Origin of the sequence: Streptomyces sp. NPDC021356, assembly GCF_040641015.1 — a bacterium.
GTDB lineage: Bacteria > Actinomycetota > Actinomycetes > Streptomycetales > Streptomycetaceae > Streptomyces.
The window spans coordinates 261294-285091 of the sequence record NZ_JBFACU010000008.1 but is presented as its reverse complement, the minus strand read 5'-3'; the positions used below and the strand labels follow the sequence as shown (position 1 = coordinate 285091).

26 protein-coding genes are annotated in these 23798 nt (G+C 73.5%); 13 read left to right on the top strand and 13 right to left on the bottom strand.

Features of this window, described 5'->3' with window-relative positions; all coding sequences use genetic code 11:
* The first annotated feature begins 35 nt into the window (after positions 1 to 35).
* From AB0G56_RS13680 to AB0G56_RS13670, 3 genes are read left to right on the top strand one after another with little or no spacing between them, the layout of a single operon-like run.
* Positions 36 to 869, top strand: a complete 834-nt coding sequence (locus AB0G56_RS13680) for an alpha/beta fold hydrolase (RefSeq protein ID WP_360968314.1) — start codon at positions 36 to 38, stop codon at positions 867 to 869.
* Positions 866 to 1426: a cysteine hydrolase gene (locus AB0G56_RS13675; RefSeq protein ID WP_360968311.1), complete on the top strand. Its 561-nt coding sequence runs from the start codon at positions 866 to 868 to the stop codon at positions 1424 to 1426. Before AB0G56_RS13680 ends, AB0G56_RS13675 begins: the two co-directional genes overlap by 4 nt.
* Positions 1427 to 1462: 36 nt before the next feature.
* Positions 1463 to 1798: a lysine transporter LysE gene (locus AB0G56_RS13670; RefSeq protein ID WP_360968309.1), complete on the top strand. Its 336-nt coding sequence runs from the start codon at positions 1463 to 1465 to the stop codon at positions 1796 to 1798.
* 88 nt (positions 1799 to 1886) lie between these two features.
* On the opposite strand, the gene AB0G56_RS13665 is transcribed toward AB0G56_RS13670, so the two are convergent.
* The 6 genes from AB0G56_RS13665 to AB0G56_RS13640 form a co-directional block, all read right to left on the bottom strand.
* The gene (locus AB0G56_RS13665; protein WP_360968307.1) at positions 1887 to 2432 is read right to left on the bottom strand and encodes an AAA family ATPase; all 546 of its coding nucleotides are present in this window, start codon (positions 2430 to 2432) and stop codon (positions 1887 to 1889) included.
* A 184-nt stretch (positions 2433 to 2616) separates the two neighbouring features.
* A complete protein-coding gene (locus AB0G56_RS13660) occupies positions 2617 to 2850 on the bottom strand; it encodes a DUF6234 family protein (RefSeq protein ID WP_360968403.1) in 234 nt (77 codons plus the stop codon).
* The gene (locus AB0G56_RS13655) at positions 2850 to 3362 is read right to left on the bottom strand and encodes a flavin reductase family protein (RefSeq protein ID WP_360968304.1); all 513 of its coding nucleotides are present in this window, start codon (positions 3360 to 3362) and stop codon (positions 2850 to 2852) included. Before AB0G56_RS13655 ends, AB0G56_RS13660 begins: the two co-directional genes overlap by 1 nt.
* Positions 3359 to 5518, bottom strand: coding sequence for a tetratricopeptide repeat protein (locus tag AB0G56_RS13650; protein WP_360968301.1), 2160 nt, complete (start codon positions 5516 to 5518; stop codon positions 3359 to 3361). The genes AB0G56_RS13655 and AB0G56_RS13650 overlap by 4 nt, the downstream gene beginning before the upstream one ends.
* Entirely contained in the window at positions 5515 to 6714 is a 1200-nt protein-coding gene (locus tag AB0G56_RS13645) for a hypothetical protein (protein ID WP_360968298.1), read from the bottom strand. Before AB0G56_RS13645 ends, AB0G56_RS13650 begins: the two co-directional genes overlap by 4 nt.
* Before the next feature lie 72 nt (positions 6715 to 6786).
* Positions 6787 to 6912 (bottom strand): hypothetical protein, encoded by a 126-nt coding sequence (locus tag AB0G56_RS13640; RefSeq protein ID WP_360968295.1) that lies wholly within the window; start codon positions 6910 to 6912, stop codon positions 6787 to 6789.
* A gap of 277 nt (positions 6913 to 7189) precedes the next feature.
* Here AB0G56_RS13640 and AB0G56_RS13635 point away from each other — a divergent pair, with 277 nt between their 5' ends.
* The 6 genes from AB0G56_RS13635 to AB0G56_RS13610 all read left to right on the top strand — a co-directional run bounded on the left by AB0G56_RS13635 (position 7190) and on the right by AB0G56_RS13610 (position 13769).
* Positions 7190 to 7663, top strand: a complete 474-nt coding sequence (locus AB0G56_RS13635) for a helix-turn-helix domain-containing protein (RefSeq protein WP_360968292.1) — start codon at positions 7190 to 7192, stop codon at positions 7661 to 7663.
* A 45-nt stretch (positions 7664 to 7708) separates the two neighbouring features.
* Entirely contained in the window at positions 7709 to 8308 is a 600-nt protein-coding gene (locus AB0G56_RS13630) for a ParH-like protein (RefSeq protein ID WP_360968290.1), read from the top strand.
* Positions 8301 to 9554 (top strand): MAB_1171c family putative transporter, encoded by a 1254-nt coding sequence (locus tag AB0G56_RS13625; protein ID WP_360968287.1) that lies wholly within the window; start codon positions 8301 to 8303, stop codon positions 9552 to 9554. Before AB0G56_RS13630 ends, AB0G56_RS13625 begins: the two co-directional genes overlap by 8 nt.
* Positions 9555 to 10020: 466 nt before the next feature.
* Complete coding sequence (locus AB0G56_RS13620) at positions 10021 to 10899, top strand: hypothetical protein (RefSeq protein WP_360968285.1); 879 nt, start codon at positions 10021 to 10023, stop codon at positions 10897 to 10899.
* A gap of 91 nt (positions 10900 to 10990) precedes the next feature.
* A complete protein-coding gene (locus tag AB0G56_RS13615) occupies positions 10991 to 11725 on the top strand; it encodes a trypsin-like serine protease (protein WP_360968282.1) in 735 nt (244 codons plus the stop codon).
* A gap of 517 nt (positions 11726 to 12242) precedes the next feature.
* On the top strand, positions 12243 to 13769 hold the full coding sequence (locus AB0G56_RS13610; RefSeq protein ID WP_360968279.1) for an SDR family oxidoreductase: 1527 nt from the start codon (positions 12243 to 12245) through the stop codon (positions 13767 to 13769).
* Between the two features lie 49 nt (positions 13770 to 13818).
* Here AB0G56_RS13610 and AB0G56_RS13605 read toward each other — a convergent pair whose 3' ends face one another.
* Positions 13819 to 14775, bottom strand: a complete 957-nt coding sequence (locus AB0G56_RS13605; protein WP_360968277.1) for a helix-turn-helix transcriptional regulator — start codon at positions 14773 to 14775, stop codon at positions 13819 to 13821.
* A 187-nt stretch (positions 14776 to 14962) separates the two neighbouring features.
* On the opposite strand from AB0G56_RS13605, the gene AB0G56_RS13600 reads away from it, so the two are divergent.
* Together AB0G56_RS13600 and AB0G56_RS13595 are read left to right on the top strand one after the other, a co-directional pair.
* Positions 14963 to 15370 carry a cupin domain-containing protein gene (locus AB0G56_RS13600; RefSeq protein ID WP_360968274.1) on the top strand — a complete coding sequence of 136 codons (408 nt, stop codon included), beginning with the start codon at positions 14963 to 14965 and terminating at the stop codon, positions 15368 to 15370.
* 166 nt (positions 15371 to 15536) lie between these two features.
* The gene (locus AB0G56_RS13595; protein WP_360968272.1) at positions 15537 to 15863 is read left to right on the top strand and encodes a carboxymuconolactone decarboxylase family protein; all 327 of its coding nucleotides are present in this window, start codon (positions 15537 to 15539) and stop codon (positions 15861 to 15863) included.
* Positions 15864 to 15951: 88 nt separating this feature from the next.
* Here AB0G56_RS13595 and AB0G56_RS13590 read toward each other — a convergent pair whose 3' ends face one another.
* Entirely contained in the window at positions 15952 to 17142 is a 1191-nt protein-coding gene (locus AB0G56_RS13590; RefSeq protein ID WP_360968400.1) for a YbfB/YjiJ family MFS transporter, read from the bottom strand.
* A 133-nt stretch (positions 17143 to 17275) separates the two neighbouring features.
* On the opposite strand from AB0G56_RS13590, the gene AB0G56_RS13585 reads away from it, so the two are divergent.
* The gene (locus AB0G56_RS13585) at positions 17276 to 18127 is read left to right on the top strand and encodes a LysR family transcriptional regulator (RefSeq protein WP_360968269.1); all 852 of its coding nucleotides are present in this window, start codon (positions 17276 to 17278) and stop codon (positions 18125 to 18127) included.
* A gap of 113 nt (positions 18128 to 18240) precedes the next feature.
* On the top strand, positions 18241 to 18807 hold the full coding sequence (locus AB0G56_RS13580) for a MarR family transcriptional regulator (RefSeq protein ID WP_360968265.1): 567 nt from the start codon (positions 18241 to 18243) through the stop codon (positions 18805 to 18807).
* An 87-nt stretch (positions 18808 to 18894) separates the two neighbouring features.
* Here AB0G56_RS13580 and AB0G56_RS13575 read toward each other — a convergent pair whose 3' ends face one another.
* From AB0G56_RS13575 to AB0G56_RS13555, 5 genes are all read right to left on the bottom strand, one after another.
* The gene (locus AB0G56_RS13575; RefSeq protein ID WP_360968262.1) at positions 18895 to 19926 is read right to left on the bottom strand and encodes an aromatic ring-hydroxylating dioxygenase subunit alpha; all 1032 of its coding nucleotides are present in this window, start codon (positions 19924 to 19926) and stop codon (positions 18895 to 18897) included.
* 1 nt (position 19927) lies between these two features.
* Positions 19928 to 20164: a recombinase-like helix-turn-helix domain-containing protein gene (locus tag AB0G56_RS13570; RefSeq protein ID WP_360968397.1), complete on the bottom strand. Its 237-nt coding sequence runs from the start codon at positions 20162 to 20164 to the stop codon at positions 19928 to 19930.
* Between the two features lie 23 nt (positions 20165 to 20187).
* On the bottom strand, positions 20188 to 21138 hold the full coding sequence (locus AB0G56_RS13565) for a PDR/VanB family oxidoreductase (RefSeq protein WP_360968259.1): 951 nt from the start codon (positions 21136 to 21138) through the stop codon (positions 20188 to 20190).
* A 213-nt stretch (positions 21139 to 21351) separates the two neighbouring features.
* Positions 21352 to 22986, bottom strand: a complete 1635-nt coding sequence (locus AB0G56_RS13560) for a thiamine pyrophosphate-binding protein (protein ID WP_360968256.1) — start codon at positions 22984 to 22986, stop codon at positions 21352 to 21354.
* A gap of 11 nt (positions 22987 to 22997) precedes the next feature.
* Entirely contained in the window at positions 22998 to 23789 is a 792-nt protein-coding gene (locus AB0G56_RS13555; RefSeq protein ID WP_360968253.1) for an SDR family oxidoreductase, read from the bottom strand.
* Between the last annotated feature and the right edge of the window lie 9 nt (positions 23790 to 23798).

The following is a 23798-nucleotide window of genomic DNA, read 5'->3' as shown; positions in this document are numbered from 1 at the left end:
TGCCAAGTCACTCCGATAATGACACCTTGGTTGTCATGAAAGTCGATCTCGCATCGCTTCCGATCCGTTCCCTGCGCACCGACGGCGGCCGGCTCGCCTACCGTGAGGCCGGTTCCGGGCCGCCTCTGGTGTTCCTGCACGGCGGCTTCGTCGATCACCGCATGTGGGAGGAACAGCTCCCGGTGTTCGCCGCGCGCCACCGGGTCCTCGCGTACGACGCCCGCGGGCACGGCGGCTCGGACACCGCGACCGGTCCGTTCCGGCCCGCCGACGACGTCGCCGCACTGCTGCGCGGCCTGGACGCGGCCCCGGCCGTGCTCGTCGGCGTCTCGATGGGCGGGGCCACCGCTGTCGACTGCGCGCTGGAACACCCCGAGTCGGTCCGCGCGGTAGTGGTGAGCGGGGTCGGCACCAGCGAGCCCGTCTTCGAGGACCCGTGGGCGCTGGACGTCCTGGCGGCCCAGGGCCGGGCGCTGGCCGCGGGCGACGTGACCGGCTGGGTCGACGCGTTCCAGCGGTTCACCGCCGGCCCGCACCGCGACCTCGCCGACGTCGACCCCGAAGTGGTGCGGCGGGTGCGGGAGATGGTGCTCGGCACGCTCGCCAAGCACGCGCCCGGTGAAGCGGACCACCGGGTGCCGGTCACGGCCACCTGGGAGCGCGCGCCCGGGATCTCCGTCCCGGTGTGCGCGATCAACGGCGCCCTGGACGCCCCGGACCACCTCGCCATGGCCGAGCGCCTGGTGCGTCTCGTCACCGACGGGCGCACCGTCACCGTGCCGGGCGCCGCGCACTACCCGAACATGGAGAACGCGGCCCGCTTCGACACGGAACTGATCTCGTTCCTGCGGACGTTGGAGAGGGTATGAGCAGCGCACTCCTCGTGATGGACGTACAGCGGGACGTCGTGGACATCGCCGACGACGGCTCCGGCTACCTGCCGCGCCTGCGCCGGGCCATCGACGCCGCGCGGGCCGCCGGCATCCCCGTCGTCTACGTGGTCATCGCCTTGCGCCCGGGTTACCCGGAAGTCGGCCCGCGCAACAGGGCGCTCACCGCCGTCGCGCGCGCCGGACTCCATGTCGAGGGCGACCCCGGCACCGAGATCCACCCCGATGTCGCGCCCCTTCCGGGCGAGGTGGTGGTCACCAAGAGACGCGCGAGCGCCTTCTCGGGCAGCGACCTCGACATGGTGCTGAGGGCACGCGGCATCGACAGCCTGGTCCTCACCGGCATCGCCACCAGCGCCGTGGTCCTGCACACCCTGTGCCAGGCCAACGACCTGGACTTCGGCCTCACCGTCCTCGCCGACGCCTGCCTGGACCTGGACCCCGGGATCCACCGGTTCCTCACCGATACGCTGTTCCCGCAGTGGGCGGACGTCGTCACCGTCGACGACTGGACGAACGCGCTCACCCCGCGGTAGGGGCCGGGGAGCGTGAGGGGCTGAAGGAGGAGCAGGGTGAGGCTCCGCAGCACGGCGAAACACGTCGGCGACTTTCTGATCGAGTCGGTCGGAGAAACCGTCGGCGAGGCGATCCTCACCCTGCTCGCCTGCGCCTTGCTCGCCTTCCTGGTGCTGATCGCCTACCTGAGCTGGTCCTTCAGCCCGCGCCTGACCGTCGCGGGAGCCGCACTGGTCAGCCTCCTGCTCGCCCACGGCGCCTGGCAGGCGTTCCGCTCCCCCGCGCGGGGCCGCCGCCGGGGCCTCGCCGCGGTGACCGCGGCCGTCTTCACGCTGACGACCGCCACGGCCGGCCTCCTGCTGTTGTACGCCACCGACTGCCACTGCCTGTGAGCACGCTGTCCGGAACCACTGCTGCTGGAGGAGTGGCGGCCCCGGAAGCGTCGATACGTGGCCGAAGGGGCCTGCGCCGCCTTCCTTTTCACCGGTGCGCTACCGCACACGCCCTCGTGAGCACGGCCTCCGCCAGTTCGCTCGGCGGCAGTTCGCCGTCCAGGAAGACGGTGTCCGGCGGGAGTACGTCAGCGGCCGCCAGGCAGGCGGGGATGCGGGACTTGCACCACGCGCGGATCCGCTCGTCCCGTGCCGGATCGTCCGGGGTGAAGCTCCGGCCGTCGATGCGCTCGACCAGCACGTCCCGCGGTACTTTCAGGAAGAAGTGGAGGACGTCCACGCCCGCGTCCGCGAGTACGCCGAAGATCTCACCGAGATACGCCGGATCCACCAGGGTCATGGGCACCAGGACCGGCCGTCGGTACTCTTCGACGAGGTCGACCGCCATGGCGGCCACCTGACGGCGCCACAGCCGCAGGTCCTGGAAGTCGCCGGTCGGCACCTCCACGATCTTCCGGAGCACGAATCCGACCAGCTCCGGGTCGAACACCAGCGCATCCGGCCGGCGGGACCGCAGTTCCTCCACCAGGGTGGTCTTGCCACTGCCGAACGCGCCGTTCACCCAGACGAGCACAGGCCTTCCTCTCATCGGCTCGCAGCAGCGCGGTGGCAGGACCCGCCTGGCACCGCTGGGGTCGGGGACAGTTCACTTCGGCCGGCCACCCTCCCCATCCTGCCATCCGCCGGCGGCCATGCGCAGGGCACCGGTCACAGCCGACCCGGCCAGCTCCGTGCCCTGTCGGCGAGTTGCGGCCTTCTCAGCAGTTCGCGCTGTAGCGGACACATCCGGGCGGCGGGCGGTGGCTGTGGTCCCCGTCGTGCCGGACGGCCGCCGGCACTCCGCCTGCCAGGAGTGCCACGAGCAGGTGTGCGGTCACCGTCCAGGGGGCGCGGAAGACGGCCGCGAGGAGCGACGGGCGCTTGGCGGGGCGCTGCGGCGGACGGGGCCGGTCTCCGGCGGCAAGGCGGGCCCTGCCGCCGGCCGGCGGGATCAGGAGAGCCGGTGGTAGCGGCCGTCGTGGTGGACCAGCGGTGTGCCGCCGGTGTGGCCGGCGTCGACGACCTGGCCGATGACCAGCACGTGGTCGGCGACGGGCTGGGTGGTGAGGGGGCCGAGGACCAGCCAGGCGAGGACGCCGTCGAGCAGGGGGAGTCCGAACGGGCCGGGGCGCCAGGCCACCGGGGGCGCGAACTTGTCCCCGCCCGGGCGGGCGAAACCCCGTGCCAGGTCCTCCTGCCCGTCGGCGAGCAACTGGACCAGGAAGTGAGGGGAGTTGTGCATGGCCGCCCAGGAGGACGAGCGCAGGCCGACCGCGAAGGAGACCAGGGGTGGGTCCGCCGAGAGGGAGGTGACGGACGTGGCGCAGAAGCCGACGGGCCGGCCCGGGTGGGCGGTGATGACGGCGACGCCCTTGGCGTGGTGGCGCATCGCCGCCCGGTAGGTGTCCGGTGCCAGCAGGCGGGCCGTGCCCTCGCCGCGGAGCTGGTCGGTGACCGCGGTCACGCCGTACGCTCCAGGTCGATCTCTGCGGCGAACGGCGACACCTCACCCGGGCCGTACGCCGCGAGGTGCGTGCGCCAGTCCGCGTCGGCTCCGTCGAGGTCGCCCAGCGCCCGCCGGCTGGCACCCCGCCGGTAGAAGAGGTCCGGGTCCTCGTCCCCGAGCGCGGCGATCGCTATGTCCAGGTCGGCCAACGCCCGCCCGTGGTCGCCGAGTTCCTGGAGCGCGAGGGCGCGGTTGGCGTGCAGGGCGGGGTCGGGGTCCAGGGCGATCGCCCGGTCGAGGTCGCCGGCGGAGTCCGCGGGGCGGCCGGCGGTGTAGTGCAGGACGGCGCGGTTGGCCCAGGCCGCGGTGAGCGTGGGGTCGGCGTCGAGGGCGGCGGTGAAGCTCGCGAGGGCCGCGTCGGAGTCACCGGCCTCCGCGAGCAGCGCGCCCCGGGCGGCCAGCAGCCGCGCGTCGGCGGGTTCCAGGGCCAGTCCGGCCGCGATGTCCTCGGCCGCCCGGTCGAACAGGCCGAGGTCGAGCAGCAGGTCGGCCCGGTTGGTCAGGGAGTCCAGGTGGGTGGGGTCGAGGAGGACGGCGTAGTCCAGGTCGCGCAGGGCGCCTTCGTGGTCCCCGAGTTCGCGCAGCAGGTCCGCCCGGTTGAAGTGGGCCTGGTGGAAGGGCAGGCTCAGCCGGATCGCCTCGGCGTAGTCCGCCAGGGCGTTCTCGGGGCGGCCGAGCGCGCGGTGTTCGGCGGCCCGTTCGAAGTAGTAGTCGCCGTAGTCCGGGTCGCGGCCGATCAGCTCGTCGTAGTCGCGCAGCGAGTCCTCGTGCTGCCCGAGGTTGGCGAGGATCTGCGCCCGGTTGTACAGCAGGACGGAGCGGTGCAGGAGCTGCTCGTGGTCCTCGAGCCCGGTCTCGACGCGTTGCATGGCCTCGTCGACCAGGGCCAGCGCGCGGGGCACGTCCGCGCGGTGCAGCTCGATCAGGGCCCGCGCGTTGCGCATGAACGCCCCGAAGAAGGCGCGCTTGTGAGGGTCGGGGTCGCGGTCGGCCAGGGCGATCGCCGTGTTGATCCACTCCACCGCGCGTGTCTCGTCGTGCTGCTCCTTGGGCAGGTGCCGGGTGTAGAGCATCGCCATGTTGTAGCAGGTGTTCATGTGGATGACCGGGTCGGTCGTCCCGGCCCGCAGCTCGGCGAAGCAGCCCTCGCTGTCCTCGCCCTGGCGCAGGTAGGACAGGCAGGTCCCGGCGAGGATGGTGAACGTCCAGTAGTGCTTGGGCCGTGCGGTGCCGAGGGCGGCCCGGCCGCGCAGGCAGTAGTCCAGGGCGGCCTCGTAGAAGCCGCGCAGGAAGGCGGTCTCGGCGGCCTCGGCGAGGGCGTCGGCGCCGGCGCCCGCCGGGTCGATGCCGCGCTCCAGGTGGTAGGGCAGGGCGCCGAGCCGTACGGCGGGCCCGTCGGCGGCGGCGAGGCGGGCGGCGCGTTCCTCGTGGAGCCGGGCCCGTTCGTCCGCGGACAGGGCGTCGTAGGCCGTACGGGCCGCCGCGTCCCGGCTGGTGCCGTCGGAGTCGACGAACAGCCGGGCCGGATCGGGTCCGGCCGCTGTCGCGGACGCGGCGCCGGGCTCCGCCGGGTGGGGCCCGTCTGTCCCATCGGTCCCGTCGGCCACGTCCGTCACCTCGGTCACGTCGGTCACGTCGGTCACGTCGTCCATCACGACGGCCACGTCCGTCACGTCCGTCACGTCCGTCACGACGGTCAGGACGGCCGGGTCGCACCTGCGTCGCAGCACGTCGACCAGTTCGTGGTCGGTCGGATCGGCGTCGTCGAGTTCCCGCAACGCGACGACCGCGCCGCCGGGGTGGCACACCCGGGCCCAGTCGAGCAGCAGTTCGGCGAGGCTGTGGGCGAGGCGCCGGGTGCGGGAGACGGAGTACAGCCGGGTGCGTTCGCCGCGTTCGGCGGAGTTGGTGAGCGTGCGCGGCGCCGTGCCGGCCAGGTGGGCCAGGTCCGGGGCGATGGCGACCACGGCGTGCGCCCGTGCCGCCACGGCCTTCGGGTCCCGCTCGGCCAGTTCCGGTACGACGCTGCGCAGGAGCGCGCCGCCGCCCGTGTACGGTCCGCGCAGCCGACGGTGGCAGCGGACGGTGAGGTGGGGCGTCGGTGACGTGGTCATCCAAGGGCTCCTTGTGGTGAGGTGCGGCCGGCGCGCCGGTCCCGTACGGCGATGTAGCCCAGCAGCCCGAACTGCAGTGCGGTCAGGCCGAGGAAGCTGACGGCGTCCACGACGCCGGAGGTGGAGGCCCCGCCCCGGAACCGGTCCACGAGCAGCGTGCCGAAGTGCACGGTGGCGGGGAGGGCGGCCCACAGCAGGCTGCCCAGGGAGAAGCCGTAACCGGCCACCAGGAACGGCGCGTACACGCGCGCCATGGCGCGGTCCCGGTCGGTCCACTGCTCGTCGGGTTCCGCGACCGGGCGGCGCAGCAGCCGCCGCAGGAGCGTGCGGAGGTAGGACCGGGTGGCGTTGTGCAGGTCGGAGCAGCGCAACGCGTTGGCCATGACGAAGTAGAGGTCGGTCTGCAGGTAGAACATCAGCTGCCAGAGCAGGCGCAGCACGCAACTGAAGGCCGTGGCCAGGCAGAGCGCCGGGCACCAGGCGGGCAGGGCGGTGCCGCGCAGGGCCGGGGCGAGGAGGGTCATCGCACAGATGATCAGGACGTCGGCCAGCATCCCGGCCAGGAAGGGCAGGTAGCGTCGCCTGCGCGGCACGCTGAGGAGCGAGTCGAGCCGCGTCTCGGCGACGATGAAGTACAGGCGGCGGCTGATCCGGAGCGTGGAGGGCAGGCCGAGCCGGCGGCCGGCCAGCGCGTGGAAGGCCTCGTGCACGAGGATGCACGGGATCTGCACCGCGGTCATCGTCAGGGGGATCAGCGCCAGGTGGTCGGTGAAGAACACCTGGTGGTAGGAGGGGCGCAGCGAGTCGTCACGCGCCATCGCGACGACGGCGGCGACCAGCAGCGCGACGTAGCACAGCCAGGCCGGCCCGGAGAAGGTCCAGCGGCCGAGCCGTCGCCAGCGCACCCGTGGCCGAGTCGGCTCGGGCTCGCCCTCGGCCCGCAGGAAACCGAGTTCGTCGAGCGTGCCGAGGAAGTCGTCGACGTCCAGCGTCTCCTCGCAGGTGTGCCGGTACCACTCGGCCACCGCGGCGACGGTCGCGCCGGAGTCCAGCATCCGTAACGCCTCGGCACCCTCCGGTGGGAACAGGGCGTACGAGGCGGTGTCCGGCCGGCCCACCATGACACCGTCGTCCTCGTCGATCATCGTCAGCCGGTGCAGGCGGACAACGCCGCCGCCCGATGCGGTCGCGGTCATGCGGCGAGCTCCCTGGGCGCGAGCGGTGGGAGCCGGTCCGGCGCACGGCCCGGCTCCCACCGCGGCGGGTTGCTAGTTGGCGAAGCAGCAGTAGTAGCTGGCGCAGGCCGAGGTGAGGCGGATGGGGCCGGCCTTGCGGATCGACATCTTCTTCATCGTGATCCCTCCTGAGCAGCGATGGACAGCGGTGTACCTCATGGCAGCTGACGCGTCTGCGAGTCACATTCACCTCAGCTGACGAGGAGTCTGCGGCAGGGCTTCGCGCGGTGTCAACTGAGATGAATGAATTGCGTTTCGCTGCACACCTGAGCTGATCATCCGAGGGTGTGGGCAGCGGTGCCGAGACCGGCTCCGGGACGGGAGAAGGCTGCCTGGCCCACCGCACAGAGGTTCCGACAAGGGGTGCACAGGGGCAGCTAGGATGTATCCGAATGCGGTACGTTCCCACATCGGCTCATGGAAGGGGAGGGCGCGGATGACCGGTTCCGAGACCGCTCCGTCAAGCCTGGCCGACAAGATCGAGGCCTTGTTCCGGATCGTACGGCGGCCCAACCGGGAGCAGTTCAGCAACGAGGAGGTCGCCCGGGCGTGCCGGGAGACCACCGGGGCCAGCTTCTCGGCGACGTACCTGTGGCAGCTGCGCACGGGACGGCGGGACAACCCGACCAAGCGTCACCTGGAGGCACTGGCCCAGTTCTTCGACGTGCCGGTGGCGTACTTCTTCGACGAGGAACAGGGCAAGGCGATCGCCAAGGAGCTGGAACTGCTCGGCGCGCTGCGGGACGCGGGGGTCCGCAACGTGGCGCTGCGCGCCGTCAACCTGTCTCCCGAAGGGGTGAGCACGATCAGCGACATGATCGACGTGCTCGCCCGCCGCGAACAGGCCGCCGGCAGTCACCGTGACCGGGGTGGCACCGCGCCGGACGCCGGGGACGGCACCAGCGGCTGACCGGCCGCGACGTACCGCATCGACTGACGCGAGAAGGGGTGGCTCGTGGGGGCTGATCGGAGTGCGAGACGGTTATGGCGGCGATGTTCCCGCCTGGTCGACGGGCTCGACCTGCCCGCCCCCTTCGACGCCGGCGCCTTCATCGCGCTGGTGGCCAGGACCCGCGGCCGGGACATCCAGCTCATGCCGGTCGCCTACCGCCCGCACACCCCGTGCGGACTGCTGATCACCACCGACCACGCCGACTGCATCCTGTACGCGGCGGACACCACGCCCCTGCACCAGCAGCACATCCTGCTGCACGAGGCCGCCCACCTCGTCTGCGGGCACCACGAGACCTCCCCCGCCGCCTCGGCCGCCGCCGAGCTGTTACTGCCGCACCTCCCGTCCGACCTGGTCAGACGTGTCCTGGGCCGCACCGTCTACACACTGCCCCAGGAAGCCGAGGCGGAACTGGTCGCCTCCCTGATCCTCAACCGCGCCAGCCGGCTGCAGCGCACCCAGGACAGCGCGCCGCCACCCGGCCAGGACGAGGCCCGGCTGCGGTCACTGTTCGGCACGCCGCCACCCGCCCCACCCGGCGACACGGCCGGCGCCCGGCCCGGGCGGCAGCGCCGCACGCCGGACGGTTCCACCCGTGGCTGACCTCTCGGCCTACCTCGCCGCGGCCGTCCTCCTGGTCTTCGCCGGGCACCGGCTCATGATCACGCGCGGCGACGGGGCCGACCCCGCGCAGCGCCACGTCGCCGGGTTCGCGCTCTGCCTCGGCACCGCGCTGCTGTTCAACGCCCGCGCGACCCTGGCCACGCTGGACCGTCTCCTCCCGCCCCGCTACGGGGACCTGCTCGTCACGCACGAACTGAAGACCGCCGCCCTGACCTTCCTGGTCCTCGTCGCCCACGCCCTGACGCCACCGGCCTGCGACCCGGACAGGACGCGGCGCGGCAGGCGGCGGCAACTCCTGCTCGCGGTGGGTGTCCAGGCGGTGTCGGCCGGTCTCTTCCTCGTCGCGGGCGTCACGGCCGACGACGCACGGGAGACGGTCCGGGCCGACCGCGGCTGGGCGCTCGCCGCGTACAACGCCGTCTTCGCCTGCTACGGCTGCTTCTGCCTGCTGGTCCTGGTCCGCGCCCTGGCCCGCCACGCCCGCCGCACCACCTCGGGGCAACTGCGGGCAGGCCTGCGGATGATGATGCTGGCCGCCGCCTCCGGCGCCCTGTGGACGCTGTGGGCGTTCAAGGACGTCGCCACCGACCTGTCCCGGGGAGAACAGGGGCTGGGCGAGGACCTCGTCTCCGCCGTACTGGGCGCCGTGACCGCGCTGCTGGCCACCGGAGGTGCCACCACCAGCCTGTGGGGCAGCACGCTGGCCGCCCCGCTGCGCTGGCTGCGCGCCCACCGCACCTACCGGGCGCTGGAACCGCTGTGGGCCGAACTGCACGCCGTGCTGCCGGAGATCGCGTTGGGCCGGTCGGCCGCCGCCTGGCGCCGGGGGCCGCGGCACGCGGAGTTCGCGCTCTACCGGCGGGTCATCGAGATCCGCGACGCGCACCTGGCGCTGCGCCCGTACCAGGAGCCCGATGTGCCCGACCGGGTGGTCCGCGCCCTGGCACGGGCCGGCGGGCCGGATGCCACCGATCGGCACGCCGTCGTGGAGGCCGCGGTCATCGCCGTGGCCCTGGAGAACAAGCGGGCGGGCCTGCGGCAGGCAGCAGCCCGGGCGGGCGGCGCCACGCCGGTGCCGCTGCCCCGGACCGTCGAGGCCGAAGCGGCCTGGCTGCTCAAGGTCACCGGCGCGTTCACACGGTCGCCGACGGTCGCCCACATCCGCGCGGGAGCCGGCGCCGGCGCCGACACTCACATTGCCGCGCCCGCGTCGACGGCCGAGTGAACTGCCTTGGCCTGAAAGGGAGTTGTATTGCCGGACCTACCGGTGGTGTCGCGTGGGCCCCGGCTCCGTCAGAGCGGTCCGCTCGACTGGACGCACTCGGCTCCGAGCGCGTCGAGCAGCGCGGGCGCCTCGGCGCCACGGGACCCCGCAGGGGCCGTGCGGAGCACGAGGCGCTGGTCGCGGTCGGTGAGCGCCGGCGAGGCGCCGAACCCCCGCGAGTCGCCGAGGTGGCCGCGTGCCTGCTCAGCGACCGGGCGTCGGTGGTCACCGGGGCGAGCGTGCCGGTGGACGGAGGCGCCGGTGCGTGAAGGGGCCGCCGTCGGCGGCCCGGAAGACGTCGCTGCCGCCCGGAAGACGTTGCGGTGACTCGTAAGACGTTGCGGCGACCGGAGGGGGGATGTTTCATGTCAGTCACAGATCCCGCCCGGCCGGGAGAAGCGCCGGGCCAGGACATCACCATGATCTGGTGGAGATTGCCGAGCTGGTGCTCAAGTACCTGCAAACCCTGGCGTGGCCCGCGGTCGCGTTCGGTGCGCTCTGGAGTCTGCGCGTCCAGTTACGGGCGGCCGTGGCGCGGATGACGCGTGTGGAGACTCCCGCGGGTTCGATCGAGTTCGCCGCGGAGGTCCGGGACGTGCTGCACCAGGCCGAAGGCGCCGCGACCGGCGCCAGGTCGCCGCTCCCGCCCCCTCCCCCGCTTGCGGACATGCCCCCCGCGGACTCGTGGGGGCGGCCCGCATCGCCGTGGGACACGGGCACCGGCACTACGGCGGGGGCATCCGCCGACGAGGACGAGGCGCCGGACCCGGAGCCGGCGTACGCCGCACCGGGTGACGGGACCGCGTACGACCCCACGGCCCCGCCCGTGTCCGCGGTACCCGCGCCCCGCACCCCGGATCACGGGGACCACTGGGGGCCTGCCCTTCCTTCGCTGCCCGGGCCGGCCGGGCCGAGAGGCGGGGGCGCGGAGGGGACCGGCCCCACCGTCTCGCAGCGGCTGGAGCGTCTGCGCTACGTGCGGGACACGGCCGATTCCTCCCCTCGCACGGCGATCAGGACGGCCTGGCTCCTCCTCTCCGGTCTCTGCGAGGACGTGGTGGGTCCGCTCGTGGACGGCAGGGCGTTCGGGCCGCCCTACTTCGCCGGCGGCGCCGAGGCCGGGTTCAGCCTCCGCCTGGAGCGGATCGGATTGTCGCCCGGTTCGGTCGTCGCCTTCGACCGGCTGCGGAAACTGCACGACCGGGCCGGCACCGGCGACACCGGAGTGACCCCTCTCGCCGCTCGCGACTTCGTCGACAGCTGCCTGACCCTGGCCCGCGAGATCGCGGCGCTCGCGAACCACTGAGGACACCGGTGCCCCCACGTGGAACCGGCCGGCGCGGCGCGCCATCTCACCAGGCGGACGGCCCGTGCGCCGACGAGAGGAGCTGTTCGCGATGGTGCGTCGAGTTCGGGTGCTGCTGCTGAGTGCCTTGCTGCTGGTGACGGGTGCGGCCATGTCGACCGCGCCGGCCTCCGCCGTCATCGGCGGGTCGAAGAGCGGCTACGGCCCGTGGGCGGTGCGCATGCTCGTCGACGGCAGACCGGAGTGCACCGGGACGGCGGTCACCTCCCAGTGGATCATCAGCGCGTCGCACTGCTTCTTCGAGCAGGGGCAGCCGATCGCCGACAAACGGATCTCGTTCCGGGTGGGCAACCTCGACATGCGCAAGGGGACCACGGTCCGCCCGGTGCCCGGCAAGCGCGTCGGGAGCGCCCGCGCCGACATGATGCTGATCAAGGTCCCGCCGATGAAGGTCCGCACGGCGCGCCTGGCCACGGCCCACGTCCGCCCGGGCCAGGTCGTGCGGCAGTACGGGTGGGGCGCCACCTGCACCGGGGACGAGAACACCTGCCAGTCGCCCGTGCTCAAGCAGTCGGACCTGCGGGTCGTACGGCCGGACGACCCCCGGTGCGACGGCTACACCGCCCCGGGCGGCTCGGACTTCTGCATGGCGAAGGTCTCCGGGATCCCCGCCGGCGGTGACTCCGGCGGCCCGGTGATGAGCATCGCCCCGCGCGGTACGGAAACCCTCCTCGGCGTCTTCGACGGCTCCGACCGGCAGGACATCGCCGAGGCGGGGGAGGTCGCCCGGCAACTCACCTGGATCCGCTCGGTCGTCCGGCGATAGCCGCCGACCGCCTCGGTGTCCGCCCGTCAGATCTCCGGCGGTCCCTGCCCGTCACCTTCCCGGCGGCCTGCCCGTCGGTCCGTCCGCTGGTGCTGTGGCCGGAAAGGTTTGCTCTACCAGGTCCGGCGGACGCCGGTGCGAGCGGCGGACCGCCCGGGCCTTCACCCCGGCCGGGGCGCGGGCGATGGCCGCTGCACCGACCGACGCGGCCGGACCGACTGCGGGCGCACCACCGCCGCGAGCGGTTCGGCCACCGCCGGTGCGGCGGCGCCGGCCGGCACCCCGCTCGGCGCGCCCGGCGCGGCCGCCGCGGCCCGTTCCACGACGCATCACCCGATCGCCCTGACCGGGCACCGCTCCCGCCCCGGGAAGCGCCTGCTGGTCGCGTCGCGGCAGGCACCGGCGCGCCTTTGAGCCGATGATCGAAGGAAAGGGCCGGACATGCGGCAGAGCGTGTCATCGGACAGCACGTCGTCGGACAGCACGTCGTCGGACCGACCGGTTGGGAGCTGCGCGCGTGAGTGAGGACGGACGGCGAAGCGGAGAACGCCTGCACTGCCTGGTCACCGGGGCGTCCGGGTACGTGGGCGGGCGGCTGGTGCCGGAACTGCTGGAGGCGGGCCACCGCGTCCGCTGCCTGGCCCGCTCCCCCGGCAAACTCCGTGACCACTCCTGGGCGCGGGACGCCGAGACGGTCCGCGGCGACGTCACCGAGGCCGCTTCCGTCGCCTCGGCCATGCGCGGCATCGATGTCGCCTACTACCTGGTGCACGCGCTGGGCACGGGCTCCGGGTTCGAGGACAGGGACCGTCGCGCGGCCCGGATCTTCGCCGAGCAGGCCCGGATCGCCGGGGTGCGGCGGGTCGTGTACCTCGGGGGGCTCACCCCGCGAGGTGTCGCGGAACGGGACCTGTCCCCGCACCTGCGGTCCCGCGCGGAGGTCGGACGGATCTTCCTGGAGGGGCCCGTGCCGGCCACCGTGCTGCGGGCGGCCGTCGTCATCGGCTCGGGCTCGGCCTCGTTCGAGATGCTGCGCTACCTCACCGAGCGGCTGCCGGTCATGGTGACCCCCAGCTGGGTGCACACCCGCACGCAGCCCATCGCGATCCGTGACGTGTTGCGCTACCTCGTCGGCTCGGCCACCATGCCGCAGGACGTCAACCGGGCGTTCGACATCGGCGGTCCCGACGTCCTCACCTACCGCGAGATGATGGGCCGGTACGCGGCCGTCGCGGGGCTGCCGCGCCGGCTCGTCCTGCCGGTGCCGGTGCTCACGCCCCGGCTGTCCAGCCACTGGGTCGGCCTGGTCACGCCGGTGCCCGCCTCGATCGCCAGGCCGCTGACCGAGTCGCTGCGCCACGAAGTGATCTGCCACGAACACGACATCGCGGCCCACGTACCCGACCTGCCGGGCCGGCCGCTGCCCTTCGACGAGGCACTGGCCCTGGCGCTGCGGCGGGTGCGGGAAGCCCAGGTCGCCACCCGGTGGTCGTCCGCCGGGGTGCCCGGGGCGCCCAGCGACCCGCTGCCCACCGACCCGGACTGGGCCGGCGGCAGTCTCTACCAGGACGAACGGGAGCTGCCGGTCGACGCGGACCGGCAGGCGCTGTGGAAGGTGATCGAGGGCATCGGCGGCGACAACGGCTGGTACTCCTTTCCGCTCGCCTGGGCGGCGCGCGGCTGGCTGGACCGCTTCGTGGGCGGTGTCGGCCTGCGCCGGGGACGACGCGACGCCGAGCACCTGCGCGTCGGCGACTCCCTCGACTTCTGGCGGGTCGAGGAGATCGAGCCCGGTCACCTGCTGCGGCTGCGCGCCGAGATGCGGCTGCCCGGCCTCGCCTGGCTGGAGATGTACGCCGAGACGGACGGCGCGCAGCGCACCCGCTACCGGCAGCGCGCCCTGTTCCACCCGCGCGGCCTGCTGGGCCACGCCTACTGGTGGTCGGTCTCCCCCTTCCACGCCGCCGTCTTCGGTGGCATGGCCCGCAACATCACCCGGGCCGCGTCGCGGGGCGGGAGCGCGCGGGCCGGCGTCCCGACCTGACGCCGTCGCCCCGCACGCTCCCCGGTGCTCATCGGTCCTGCCGGTTCCGTCACTCGTGCCGGTCCTGCCGGCCGGAGGGGCGCCCGGCGGGCTCGGTGTCCTCGGCGTTTCCGTTGTCCTCGGCGATTCCGTCGTCCTCGATGTTCGTGTTGTCCTCGATGTCCTCCGTGGCGGCCCAGGCGGCGAGGAGTTGGAGGGCGTCGTGGTCGGCGGTGGCCGGGGCGGCGCTGTAGGCGGTGAGGGTCAGTCCGGGCTGGGCGGGCAGGTCCATGGCGTCGAAGTCGAGGGTGAGGACGCCGACGTCCGGGTGGCGGAAGGACTTGCGGCCGGTGTGGTGCAGGCGCACGTTGTGCTTGGCCCAGGCGATGCGGAACTCCTCGCTGCGGGTGACGAGTTCACCGATGAGCCCGGTCAGTTCGCTGTCGTGCGGGGCGCGGCCGGCCTCGGTGCGCAGCAGGGAGACGGTGGTGTTCACCGACTCCTCCCAGTCGGGGAAGAAGTCGCGGCCGTCGGGGTCGAGGAACTGGAAGCGGGCGATGTTGGGCGTCCTGGTGGCGCTGTCGGAGAAGAGGGGCGAGTACAGGGCGCGGCCGAGGCGGTTGACGGCGAGCAGGTCCAGGCGGCCGTTGCGGATGAAGGCCGGGGAGTCGGTCATGGACTCCAGGACCCGCAGGACGCTCTCGGGCAGCGGTCCGCGGCGCCTGGCCCGGCGGACCGGCCGCTTGGCGGCGGCGCGCGCCAGGTCGTGGAGGTGGGCGCGTTCGGCGTCGTCGAGCTGGAGGGCGTTCGCGACGGCGTCGAGGACTTCCTCGGAGGCCCCGGCCAGGCGCCCGCGCTCCAGCCGGACGTAGTAGTCGATGCTGACACCGGCGAGGAGGGCCACTTCCTCGCGGCGCAGGCCAGGCACGCGCCGGTTGCCGCCGTAGGCGGGCAGTCCCGCCTGCTGCGGGGTGACCTTGGCGCGGCGGGAGGCCAGGAACTCGCGGATGTCGCTCTCGGTGCTCACACCTTCAAGGCTAGGCGGCCTGGGAGTCGGCCGGGGGGCCCTGGCAGTACCTGTAACGGCAGGCCCTTCTCCAACCCTCCTGCCCGCGGTTTCCTCGGTAGCGAGGCGTTCGGCACGGCACGGGGCACACCCGGACCCACGCCCCGCTCACCCTCCGATCCCTGATCAGAGAAGGACACGAGGACCCATGGAATTCGTCAGGCAGCAGGCCACCGTCAAGGCGCCCGCGCACTGGTTCACCGGAGACGTCTGGTTCGACGTGCTCTACGCGGGCAAGGAGCCGTCCCGGATGCGGGCCAACATGGTCCGCTTCTCTCCCGGTGCCCGTACCCACTGGCACTCCCACGTGCTGGGCCAGACCCTGCACGTCGTCTCGGGCATCGCCCTGATCGGCACCCGTGACGGCACGGTCCTCGAAGCCCACCCGGGCCGGACGGTCACCTGTCCGCCGGGCGAGGAGCACTGGCACGGCGCCGCCCCGGACCGCTTCATGGAGCACATCGCCCTGTGGGAGGGCGAGGGCGCCGGCGGCGAGGAGACCACCTGGAACGAGCCGGTCACCGACGAGCAGTACCAGCGCCCCCGCACCCGCTGACTGCCTGATCTACCTGATCTACCTCACGGGCCTCACGGGCCTCACGGGCCTCACGGGCCTCACGGGCCTCACGGGCCTCACGGGCCTCACGGGCCTGACGGGCCTGACGGGCCTGACCGAACCGGATACGAGCGAGCCGCACCGCGGCGGACCGAAGGGACCATCCATGACCGACCAGCCGAAACAGATCGGCGGAGGTCGCCGCGCCATCGGCGACTTCGCGCCCAAGCTCGCCGAGCTGACCGACGACGTCTTGTTCGAGGACGTGTGGAACCGCACCGGGCTGGCCGCCCGCGACCGCAGCCTGGTCACCGTCGCCGCCCTCGTCACCGGCGGCGACGCCGACCAGCTCCGCTTCCACCTCGGACGGGCGAAGGAGAACGGCGTCACCGAGACCGAACTCGTCGAGGCGATCACCCACCTCGCCTTCTACGCCGGCTGGCCCAAGGCCATGACGGCGATCACCACCGCGAAGCAGGTCTTCGCCGCGTGAGCCGGACCTGAAACCGGACCTGAACCGGGCCTGAACCGCCTCGACCCCGCCGCCTCGACCCCGCCGCCTCGACCCCGCGGCCTCCGCGTCAGGCCGCCGCCGAGGCGGCGGGGTCGAGGTGGTGCGGGAAGCGGACGCACACGGCGGCCGACGCGAGGGCGGCGAGGAAGACCATCGCACTGCCCAGCAGCAGCGCCGGGTGGTAGCCGTGCCGGAGCAGGGGGGCGGCGAGCAGCGGGCCGAGTATCTGGCCGGCGCTGTATCCGGCGGTCAACAGGGCGACGGCGCGCGGCACTTGCAGGTGCGCGCCGATGGACAGTGCCATCGTGCTGACCCCCATGAAGGTGGCGCCGAACAGCACCGCGGACACGAGCGCGGGCGTGGCGCCGCCGAGCAGCGCCGGCAGGGCGATGCCCACGGCCTGGAGGATCAGCGAGGCCAGCAGCAGGGCCGGGCGGGACCAGCGGTGGCCCAGCCTGGTCCACAGGGCGCAGGAGGGGAGCGCGGCGAGACCGACCACGATCCAGGCCCCCGAGCCGAGCCAGCCCCGGACACCCTCCTGGATCGCGGCGACCAGGAAGGTGCCGGCGATGATGTAGCCGATGCCCTCGAAGGTGTAGCTGGCGAGCAGCGCGAGGAACCAGCGGTGCGTACGGGGCCGTTCGGTCCGTGTGTCCGTCTCGGCGGCCCCGGGTTCCGGCTGCGGGGCCAGCGGCCAGGCGACCGCGGTGAGCAGGGCCGCGAGGGCGGCGCAGGTCCACCAGGCCGCCTGCCAGTCGGCCACGGCCTGCACGGCGACGACGAGCAGCCCGGACAGGGCTATGCCGGCGCCGACGCCGCCGAAGGCCCAGCCGACCAGGTGGTGCGCGTGCGCGCGCAGGCCGGAGAGCATGGCGCTGACGGCGATCACGAAGGTCAGCGCGCTGGCGGCACCGGCCACCAGGCGCAGCAGGAACCAGAGGGTGCCGTCGTGGGTGGCCGGCATGAGCGCGAGGGTCGCCACCAGCACGACGAGGGAACCGCGCAGGGCGGTGGCCGACCGTACGACGGCGGGTGCGGCGATGCCGGCCAGTGCCCCGGCGAGGTAGCCGATGAAGTTGGCGGTGGCCAGGCGCGCCCCGAGCGCCGAGGTGAGTCCGGCCTGGGTGTGCATGAGGGGGAGGATCGGGGTGTAGACGAACCTGCCGATCCCCATTCCCGCGGCGAGTGCCGCCGCCGCACGGGCGACGATGGTCCAAGGGGAGTCCGCTCGTGCGCGGGGCGGGGTTGATGACTGCACGGTCCTGGGTGCCTTCCGGGTCGCGTCCATGGGGCCGCTTCTCACGCTAGGCAGCGCGGGTGCGCCTGGGAAATGCCGGTTAAGCTGGGGCTATGCGTGGCCGGCATGGATGGGGTCCGGAGATGTGAGGGGCATGGACGTCGAACTGCGCCACCTGCGGGCCTTCGCGTCGGTGGCCCGCTGCCGCTCGTTCTCCAGGGCCGCGGAGGAACTGCTGATCACGCAGCCCGCGCTGAGCCGTACGATCGCGCAGTTGGAGGACCGGCTCAGCGTCCGTCTGCTCGACCGGTCCTCACGGCACGTCGAGCTGACCGCCACCGGGGCCGGGTTCCTCGTCCACGCCGAGCGGGTCCTGGCCACCATGGACCAGGCCCTCGCCGCCGTGAGCCGCCGGGTCAGCCTGCGGCTCGGCTTCAGCTGGCTGCTGCCCGACCCGTGGGCCCAGCGGACGATCAGCCGGTTCGAGGAGAGCACCGGCGCGTCGGTCGCCCTGGTCCGCACCGACGATCCGCTCCAGGCGCTGCGGCAGCGCGGCGTCGACATCGCGCTGGTCCGCGGGGACGTCGACGTGCCGGAAGGGGCGCGGGTCGTGCCGCTGGCCGACGAGCCGCGCGTCGCCGTCTGCTCGGAGAACTGCGAGCTGGCCCGGATCGGCCGGCTGGCGTGGACGGACGTCCACCGCTGGCCGCTGGTCGTCAACACCGTCAGCGGCACCACCGGCCCCTGGTCGTGGCCCGCGGACCGGCGTCCGGACCGGATCGTCAAGACGGCCAACTACGACGAATGGCTGGAGACGGTGGCCGCCGACCGCGGGATCGGCATCGTCCCCGAGGTCGCGCGGCGCCGTACCCGGCATCCCGCCCTGCGCTTCGTCCCGCTGACCGGTGCCCCGCCGAGCCCGGTCGGCCTCGTCCACTTCCCCGACGCCCCCGGCGCGCTGGTCCGCCGGTTCCTGGAGGCCGCCGTGGCGGAGCTGCCACGGTGACGGCCGGGGTCGCGGCCGGGGCGCGGTCCGGGCTTGTCTCAGGGCTAAGATTTCAGCGGGTGCGCGGATACGGAGCCCGTGTCTCGCGACGAAACGAGCCGCGAGGGGATGACATGACTCAGCGCAGGGCGGGGCGGCGGCCGGACGCCGTGGCGGGGATCGTCGAGGACTGGGCGCGCGAGCGGCCGGGTCTGGACACCGCACCGCTGGAGGTGCTGGCCCGGCTGCACCGGGCGTATCTGCAGTACCACTCACGGCTGACCGCGCAGATCGAGCGGCACGGGCTGTCCGTCGCCGGCTTCGACGTGCTGACGGCGCTGCGCCGCTCCGGGGCGCCGTACCGGCTCACCGCGGGGCAGCTGGCGGCGTCGGGCCTCATATCGTCGGCGGGTGTCACGCTGCGGCTGGACCGGCTGGAGAAGGACGGGCTGCTCGTGCGGGAGCGGGACGCCGAGGACCGCCGTGTCGTCTATTCGCGTCTGACCGAGGCCGGGCTGCGGAAGGTCGACGAGGTGTTCGGCGCGCACCTGGAGAACGAACGGCGGATGCTCGGCGGGCTCTCCCCCGCCGAGCGCCGCCAACTGGCCCGGCTGCTCTCCTCTCTGGAGCGCTCCATCGTCGAGTCCGACGAGGCGGCGCCGGATGCGGAGGAGGCGGCGCGGCGGGCGGAGGCCGGTTGAGCGGCGGCAGCTGAGCGAGAGCCGGCCCGAGCGGGGGCAGGCTGAGCGAGGGCCGGGGCGGCGGTGGGCGCGCCGCGGCCGGCGCGGTCACGCCTCCCGGTTCGTCCCTCCCGCCGTGGACTGCTGCTCGGCCTGCGCCTGGTAGAGGCGGCGCAGGCGGACCACGCCGAGGTCGTGCTGGTAGAGGTTCTCGCGCTGGTCGGCGTCGGCGGGCATGGCCTCCAGCATGACCCGGTCCTGCTCCAGGACCTCCCAGTGGCGTTCCTCGATGAGGGTCCTGTAGAGGAAGTGCCAGGTGTCGCGCTGCCAGCCGGAGACGTTCCGGTAGCGCCAGAAGAAGACGCCGGTGCGCCCGGCGTCCACCGGGCAGGCCATGCCGACGATGCCGAACGGGCCGCCCGGTCCGGCCGACGGCGGGTACGGGATGGACAGGTCGACCCAGTCGACGCCGGTGCGGCACAGTTCGACCCAGTCGAAGTTGACGCCGCGCTGGTCGGTCTTCTCGAAGAAGTAGCCGCGGTCGGTCTCGCGGATGCGGAACTTGGCCGTGGTGTCGCCGTCGTACATGGTGTGCGACTCGTGGTGCAGGAACGCGCCGTGCATGGGGTCGAGCAGGTTCTCCATGGCGTAGCGCCACGGCACGTTCCACTCGGCGTAGCACAGGATCGCGGAGGTGCCGGGGTCGGTGAGGGGTTCGGGCAGGGTCAGGTCGGCCGGCTCGGGGTGCTCCTCGTCGCCGAACCAGGCCAGGATCGCGCCGCCGACCTCGCGGACGGGCAGGGAGGTGACGAGCTTCTTGCCCTCCAGGTTGCAGCCGGGCAGGCCGGGTACGGAGGTGACCGTGCCGGAGCCGTCGACCTCGACGCCGTGGTACCAGCAGGCGATCCGGTCGCCGAGGTGTTTGCCGAGGGAGAGCGGGGCGCCGCGGTGCGGGCACCGGTCGGCGAGCATGGACAGGGTGCCGTCGGCCCGGCGGAACAGCAGCCAGCTCTCGCCGAGCGCGGTGACCTTGCGCAGGCCGCCGGGCTCGACGAAGTCGGAGGGCACCACGGGGTGCCACTGGTTGCGCAGGCCGTGGGCGAGGATGTGGGCCGCACTGTCGCGGGTGGAGAGGGTCATGTCAGGCTCCCAGGCGGTGCATCTCGGCGCGGAAGGTGTCCTCGGTCCACGGCTCGCCGCCGGGGGTGTGGACCTGCCGGGTGTTCAACCCGGCCACGACGTCGGCCAGTTCGTGGCCGTCGTGGGTGAAGATCTCCTCCAGGGTGCGGGCGAGCTTCAGCTCGTAGGGGGTGGGTGTGTGGTTGCGGCTCTGGTGCGGGTCGAGGTACGGCCGGCTGGTGGTGGCGTCGGTGGGCATGGGTGTCTCGCTCTCGGTGGGGGTCACAGGTCCAGGACGAGGCGGTCGGAGGCGCACCGGGAGACGCAGATCATCATCGTCTCGCCGGCGGCGCGCTCGGCCTCGCTGAGCAGGTGGTCGCGGTGGTCGGGGGTGCCGGCGAGGACGCGGGTCTCGCAGGAGCCGCAGATGCCGTCGCGGCAGGAGGAGGTGACGGCGAGGCCCGCGTTCTCGGCGGCTTCGAGGACGGAGGTGGCGGCGTCGACGGTCAGGGTCACGCCCGACGCGCGGCACTCGACCTCGAAGGCGGTGTCGTCGCCGTCGCGTGCGGGGGCGGCGGGCGCGGCGAACCGTTCGACGCGCAGTCGGCCCGCGGGGCAGGCCTCTTCGGCCGCGTCGAGCAGCGGTTCGGGGCCGCAGCAGTACACCAGCGCGTCGTCGCGGAGGTCCCGCAGGGCGGCCGCCAGGTCGATGTGGCCCTGCTCGTCCTGCGGTACGAGGGTCACCTCGCCGCCGGTCAGCGCGGTCAGCTCGGCGCCGAACGCCATGGTGGCGCGGGACCTGCCACCGTGCACGAGCCGGTAGGGTACCCCGTCCCGGGCGGCCTGGCGGGCCATCGCCAGGATCGGGGTGATGCCGATGCCGCCGGCGAGGAAGACGTAGAACGCGGCGGGCTCCAGGGCGAAGTGGTTGCGCGGGCCGGCCACGCGGACGCTCTGGCCGGGGCGCAGCTTGCTGTGCACGTGCCGTGAACCGCCGCGTGAGGACGGTTCGTCGAGGATGCCCAGGCGGTACGTGGTCGGGTCGGCGGGGTCGCCGCACAGGCTGTACTGGCGTACGTGCCCGCCCACGTGCAGGTCGAGGTGGGCGCCCGGCGTCCAGGCGGGCAGTGGTTTGCCGTCCGGGTGGGCCAGGTCGACGGAGAGGACGCCGTCCGCCTCCCAGGTCATGCGGCGGACGAGAAGGTCGAGTTCGTGCTCGCGGTCGGCGGTCATGGCGGTGGCCTCCTCAGGGCCTCTCGTTTGGATCATGCCGGGCTCGCGGGCCCTGGCACGCGCATCTGCGGCGTTGTCGTCGGTCGCCGACTCCCCCAAGCTCTCGACTTCACTCGAGCAGGGGGACCCCCATCGCGTCGACTCCCTCCTCCGCCTTGCAGCTGCACGCACCAGACCCCGCTCCCTGATCCGGCCTGATCCAAACGAAAGACCCTACGCCGTGGGGATCGTGACGGGCGGGGTGAACGGGTTCTTCATCGGGCCGAGCGCGTCGAGGTCGACCTCGACGAGGGTCGGTCCGTCGGAGGCGAGGGCGGCCTCAAGGACCGGCGCGGCGTCCGCCTCGGCCGCTATGCGGGCGTAGGGCAGGGCGCAGGCGGCGGCGAGCGGCGCGAAGTCCGGGGTGAACAGGTCCACGCCGGAGCGGCGTTCGCTGTACTTGTCCTGCATGTTGCGCAGCACCCCGTAGCCGCCGTCGTTGAAGACGATCAGGGTCAGGCGGGGGCGTTCTTGGCCGACGGTGAGGAGTTCGCCGAGGTGCACGGCGAGGCCGCCGTCGCCGGCGATGACGACGGTCGGCTCGTCCGGCCGGGCGAGCGCGGCGCCGATGCCCATGCCGAGGCCCTGGCCGATGCCTCCGCCGCGCGGGAAGACGTTGGCGCGCGGGTCGTGGATCGGCAGGAGCCGGTTGCCCCAGGACGAGGACGGGATGGTGACGTCGCGGGCGACGACAGCACCGCGCGGCAGGGCGGCGGCGAGCGCGTCGCAGACGGCGGCCTGGGGGCCGATGTCGCCGTGCCAGGTGGCGCGTACGTCCTCGCGTACGGCGGTGACCCGGGCCGACCAGGCGGCGTCGGCGGGTACGGCGGCCTCGGTCAGGGCGGGCAGGACGCCGGCCGCGTCGCAGTGCAGGGCGTGCCGCGCCGGGTACACGCGGCCGAGCGCGGCCTCGTCGAGGTCGATCTGGATGTGGGCGGCGGGGAGTCGCAGCGTGTAGTCGGCGGTTTCGTTGGAGCGGAAGTGGGTGCCGATGGTGAGGAGCACGTCGGCGTCGGCGAGGAGGGCGCGGCCGGGTGGGGTGGTGGTGAAGTTGCCGATGACCAGCGGGTGGTCCTCGGGGACGCTGCCGCGGCCGGAGTTGGAGGTGAGCAGCCCGGCGCCGGTGGCCTCCAGCAGGGCGAGCAGTTCCTCGCGGGCGGTGTTCGCACCGCCGCCCGCCCAGATCAGGGGGCGCCGGGCCGAGGCGAGGAGTTCGCGGGCGGCGGCGAGCGCGGCGGGGTCCGGTTCCGGTGCGGCGGCGGCCGGGGCCTGATCGCCCTCGTCGTGCTGGGCGGCGTACTGGAGGTCGACGGGCCACTCGATGCTCGCGGGGCCGCCCGGTGCGGTGAGGGCGGCGGCCGACGCCTCGCGCAGCAGCCGTCCGGCGTCGTGCGGGGAGGTGACGGTGGCCGCGTACGCCGACACGGCCCGCAACATGCCGAGCTGGTCCTTGGTCTCGTGGATGAATCCGCGTCCGCTGCCCAGGTAGGCCGACTCGACCTGCCCGGTGACGTGCAGGACGGCCGTGCCGGACGCCAGTGCCTCGATCAGGGAGCCGGCCGCGTTGCCCGCGCCCGTGCCGGTGGAGGTCAGGGCGCAGCCGATCGAGCCGCGGGCGCGGCCGTAGCCGTCGGCGGCGCTCACGGCGGTGGCCTCGTGGCGCACCGGAACGAACCGCAGCTCGCGGTCGACCGCCTCGACGAGCGGCAGGTTGTGCACCGACACGACGCCGAAGACGGTGTCGATGCCGAGGGACTTCAGGTGGGCGACGAGGAGGTCGCCTCCGTTGTCGTACTGCCCGTGGTGCATGGGGAGGCTCCTCACAGGATGCCGCGGCCGACTCCGCCGCAGACGTCGATGCTGGTTCCGGTGATGTAGGAGGCGCGCGGGGCGAGCAGCGCGACGACGGCGTACGCGGCCTCCTCGGCGCGGCCGAGCCGGCCGAGGGCGATGCCGCGGTCGGCGGCCAGCTCGGCCTGCCACTCCTCGTAGGTCAGGCCGCCGTCCGCGGCGGCGTGCCGGCGCGTCCACTGGCCGGTGTCGATCAGGCCGAGGCAGACGGAGTTGACGCGGATGCCGTCGGCGGCGAGTTCGCGGGCGAGGGACGTGGAGAGGTTGAGGATGCCGGCGCGGGCGGCGCTGGTGGTGATGAGGCGGGGGTCGGGCTGCTTGGCGAGCACCGCGTTGATGTTGACGACCGAGGCGGCGTCCGAGGCGCGCAGGTGACTGCGGGCGGCGGCGAGGGGGTTGAGGACGCCCGCGAATTTCAGCTCCAGCTCGTCGCGCCAGTCCTCGGGTGTCGTGTCGTCCAGGCGCTTCATGCGGGACTGGCCCGCGTTGTTGACCAGGCCGTCGAGCCCGCCGCCGAAGTGGGTGGCGGCGGCGTCGGTGAAGCGGCGTACGGCGTCGGCGTCGCGGACGTCGCAGGCGCCGGTGAACAGCCGCTCCGGGCCCGCGCCGAGCCGGGCGGCGGCCTTGGCCAGGCGTTCGGGGTCGCGTCCGCAGGTGGCGACGCGGGCGCCCTCGTCCAGCAGGGCGCGGACCGTGGCCAGGCCGACACCGGAACTGCCTCCGGTGACCAGTACCGTGCGGTCGGCGAGGCCGAGATCCATGACGTGCTC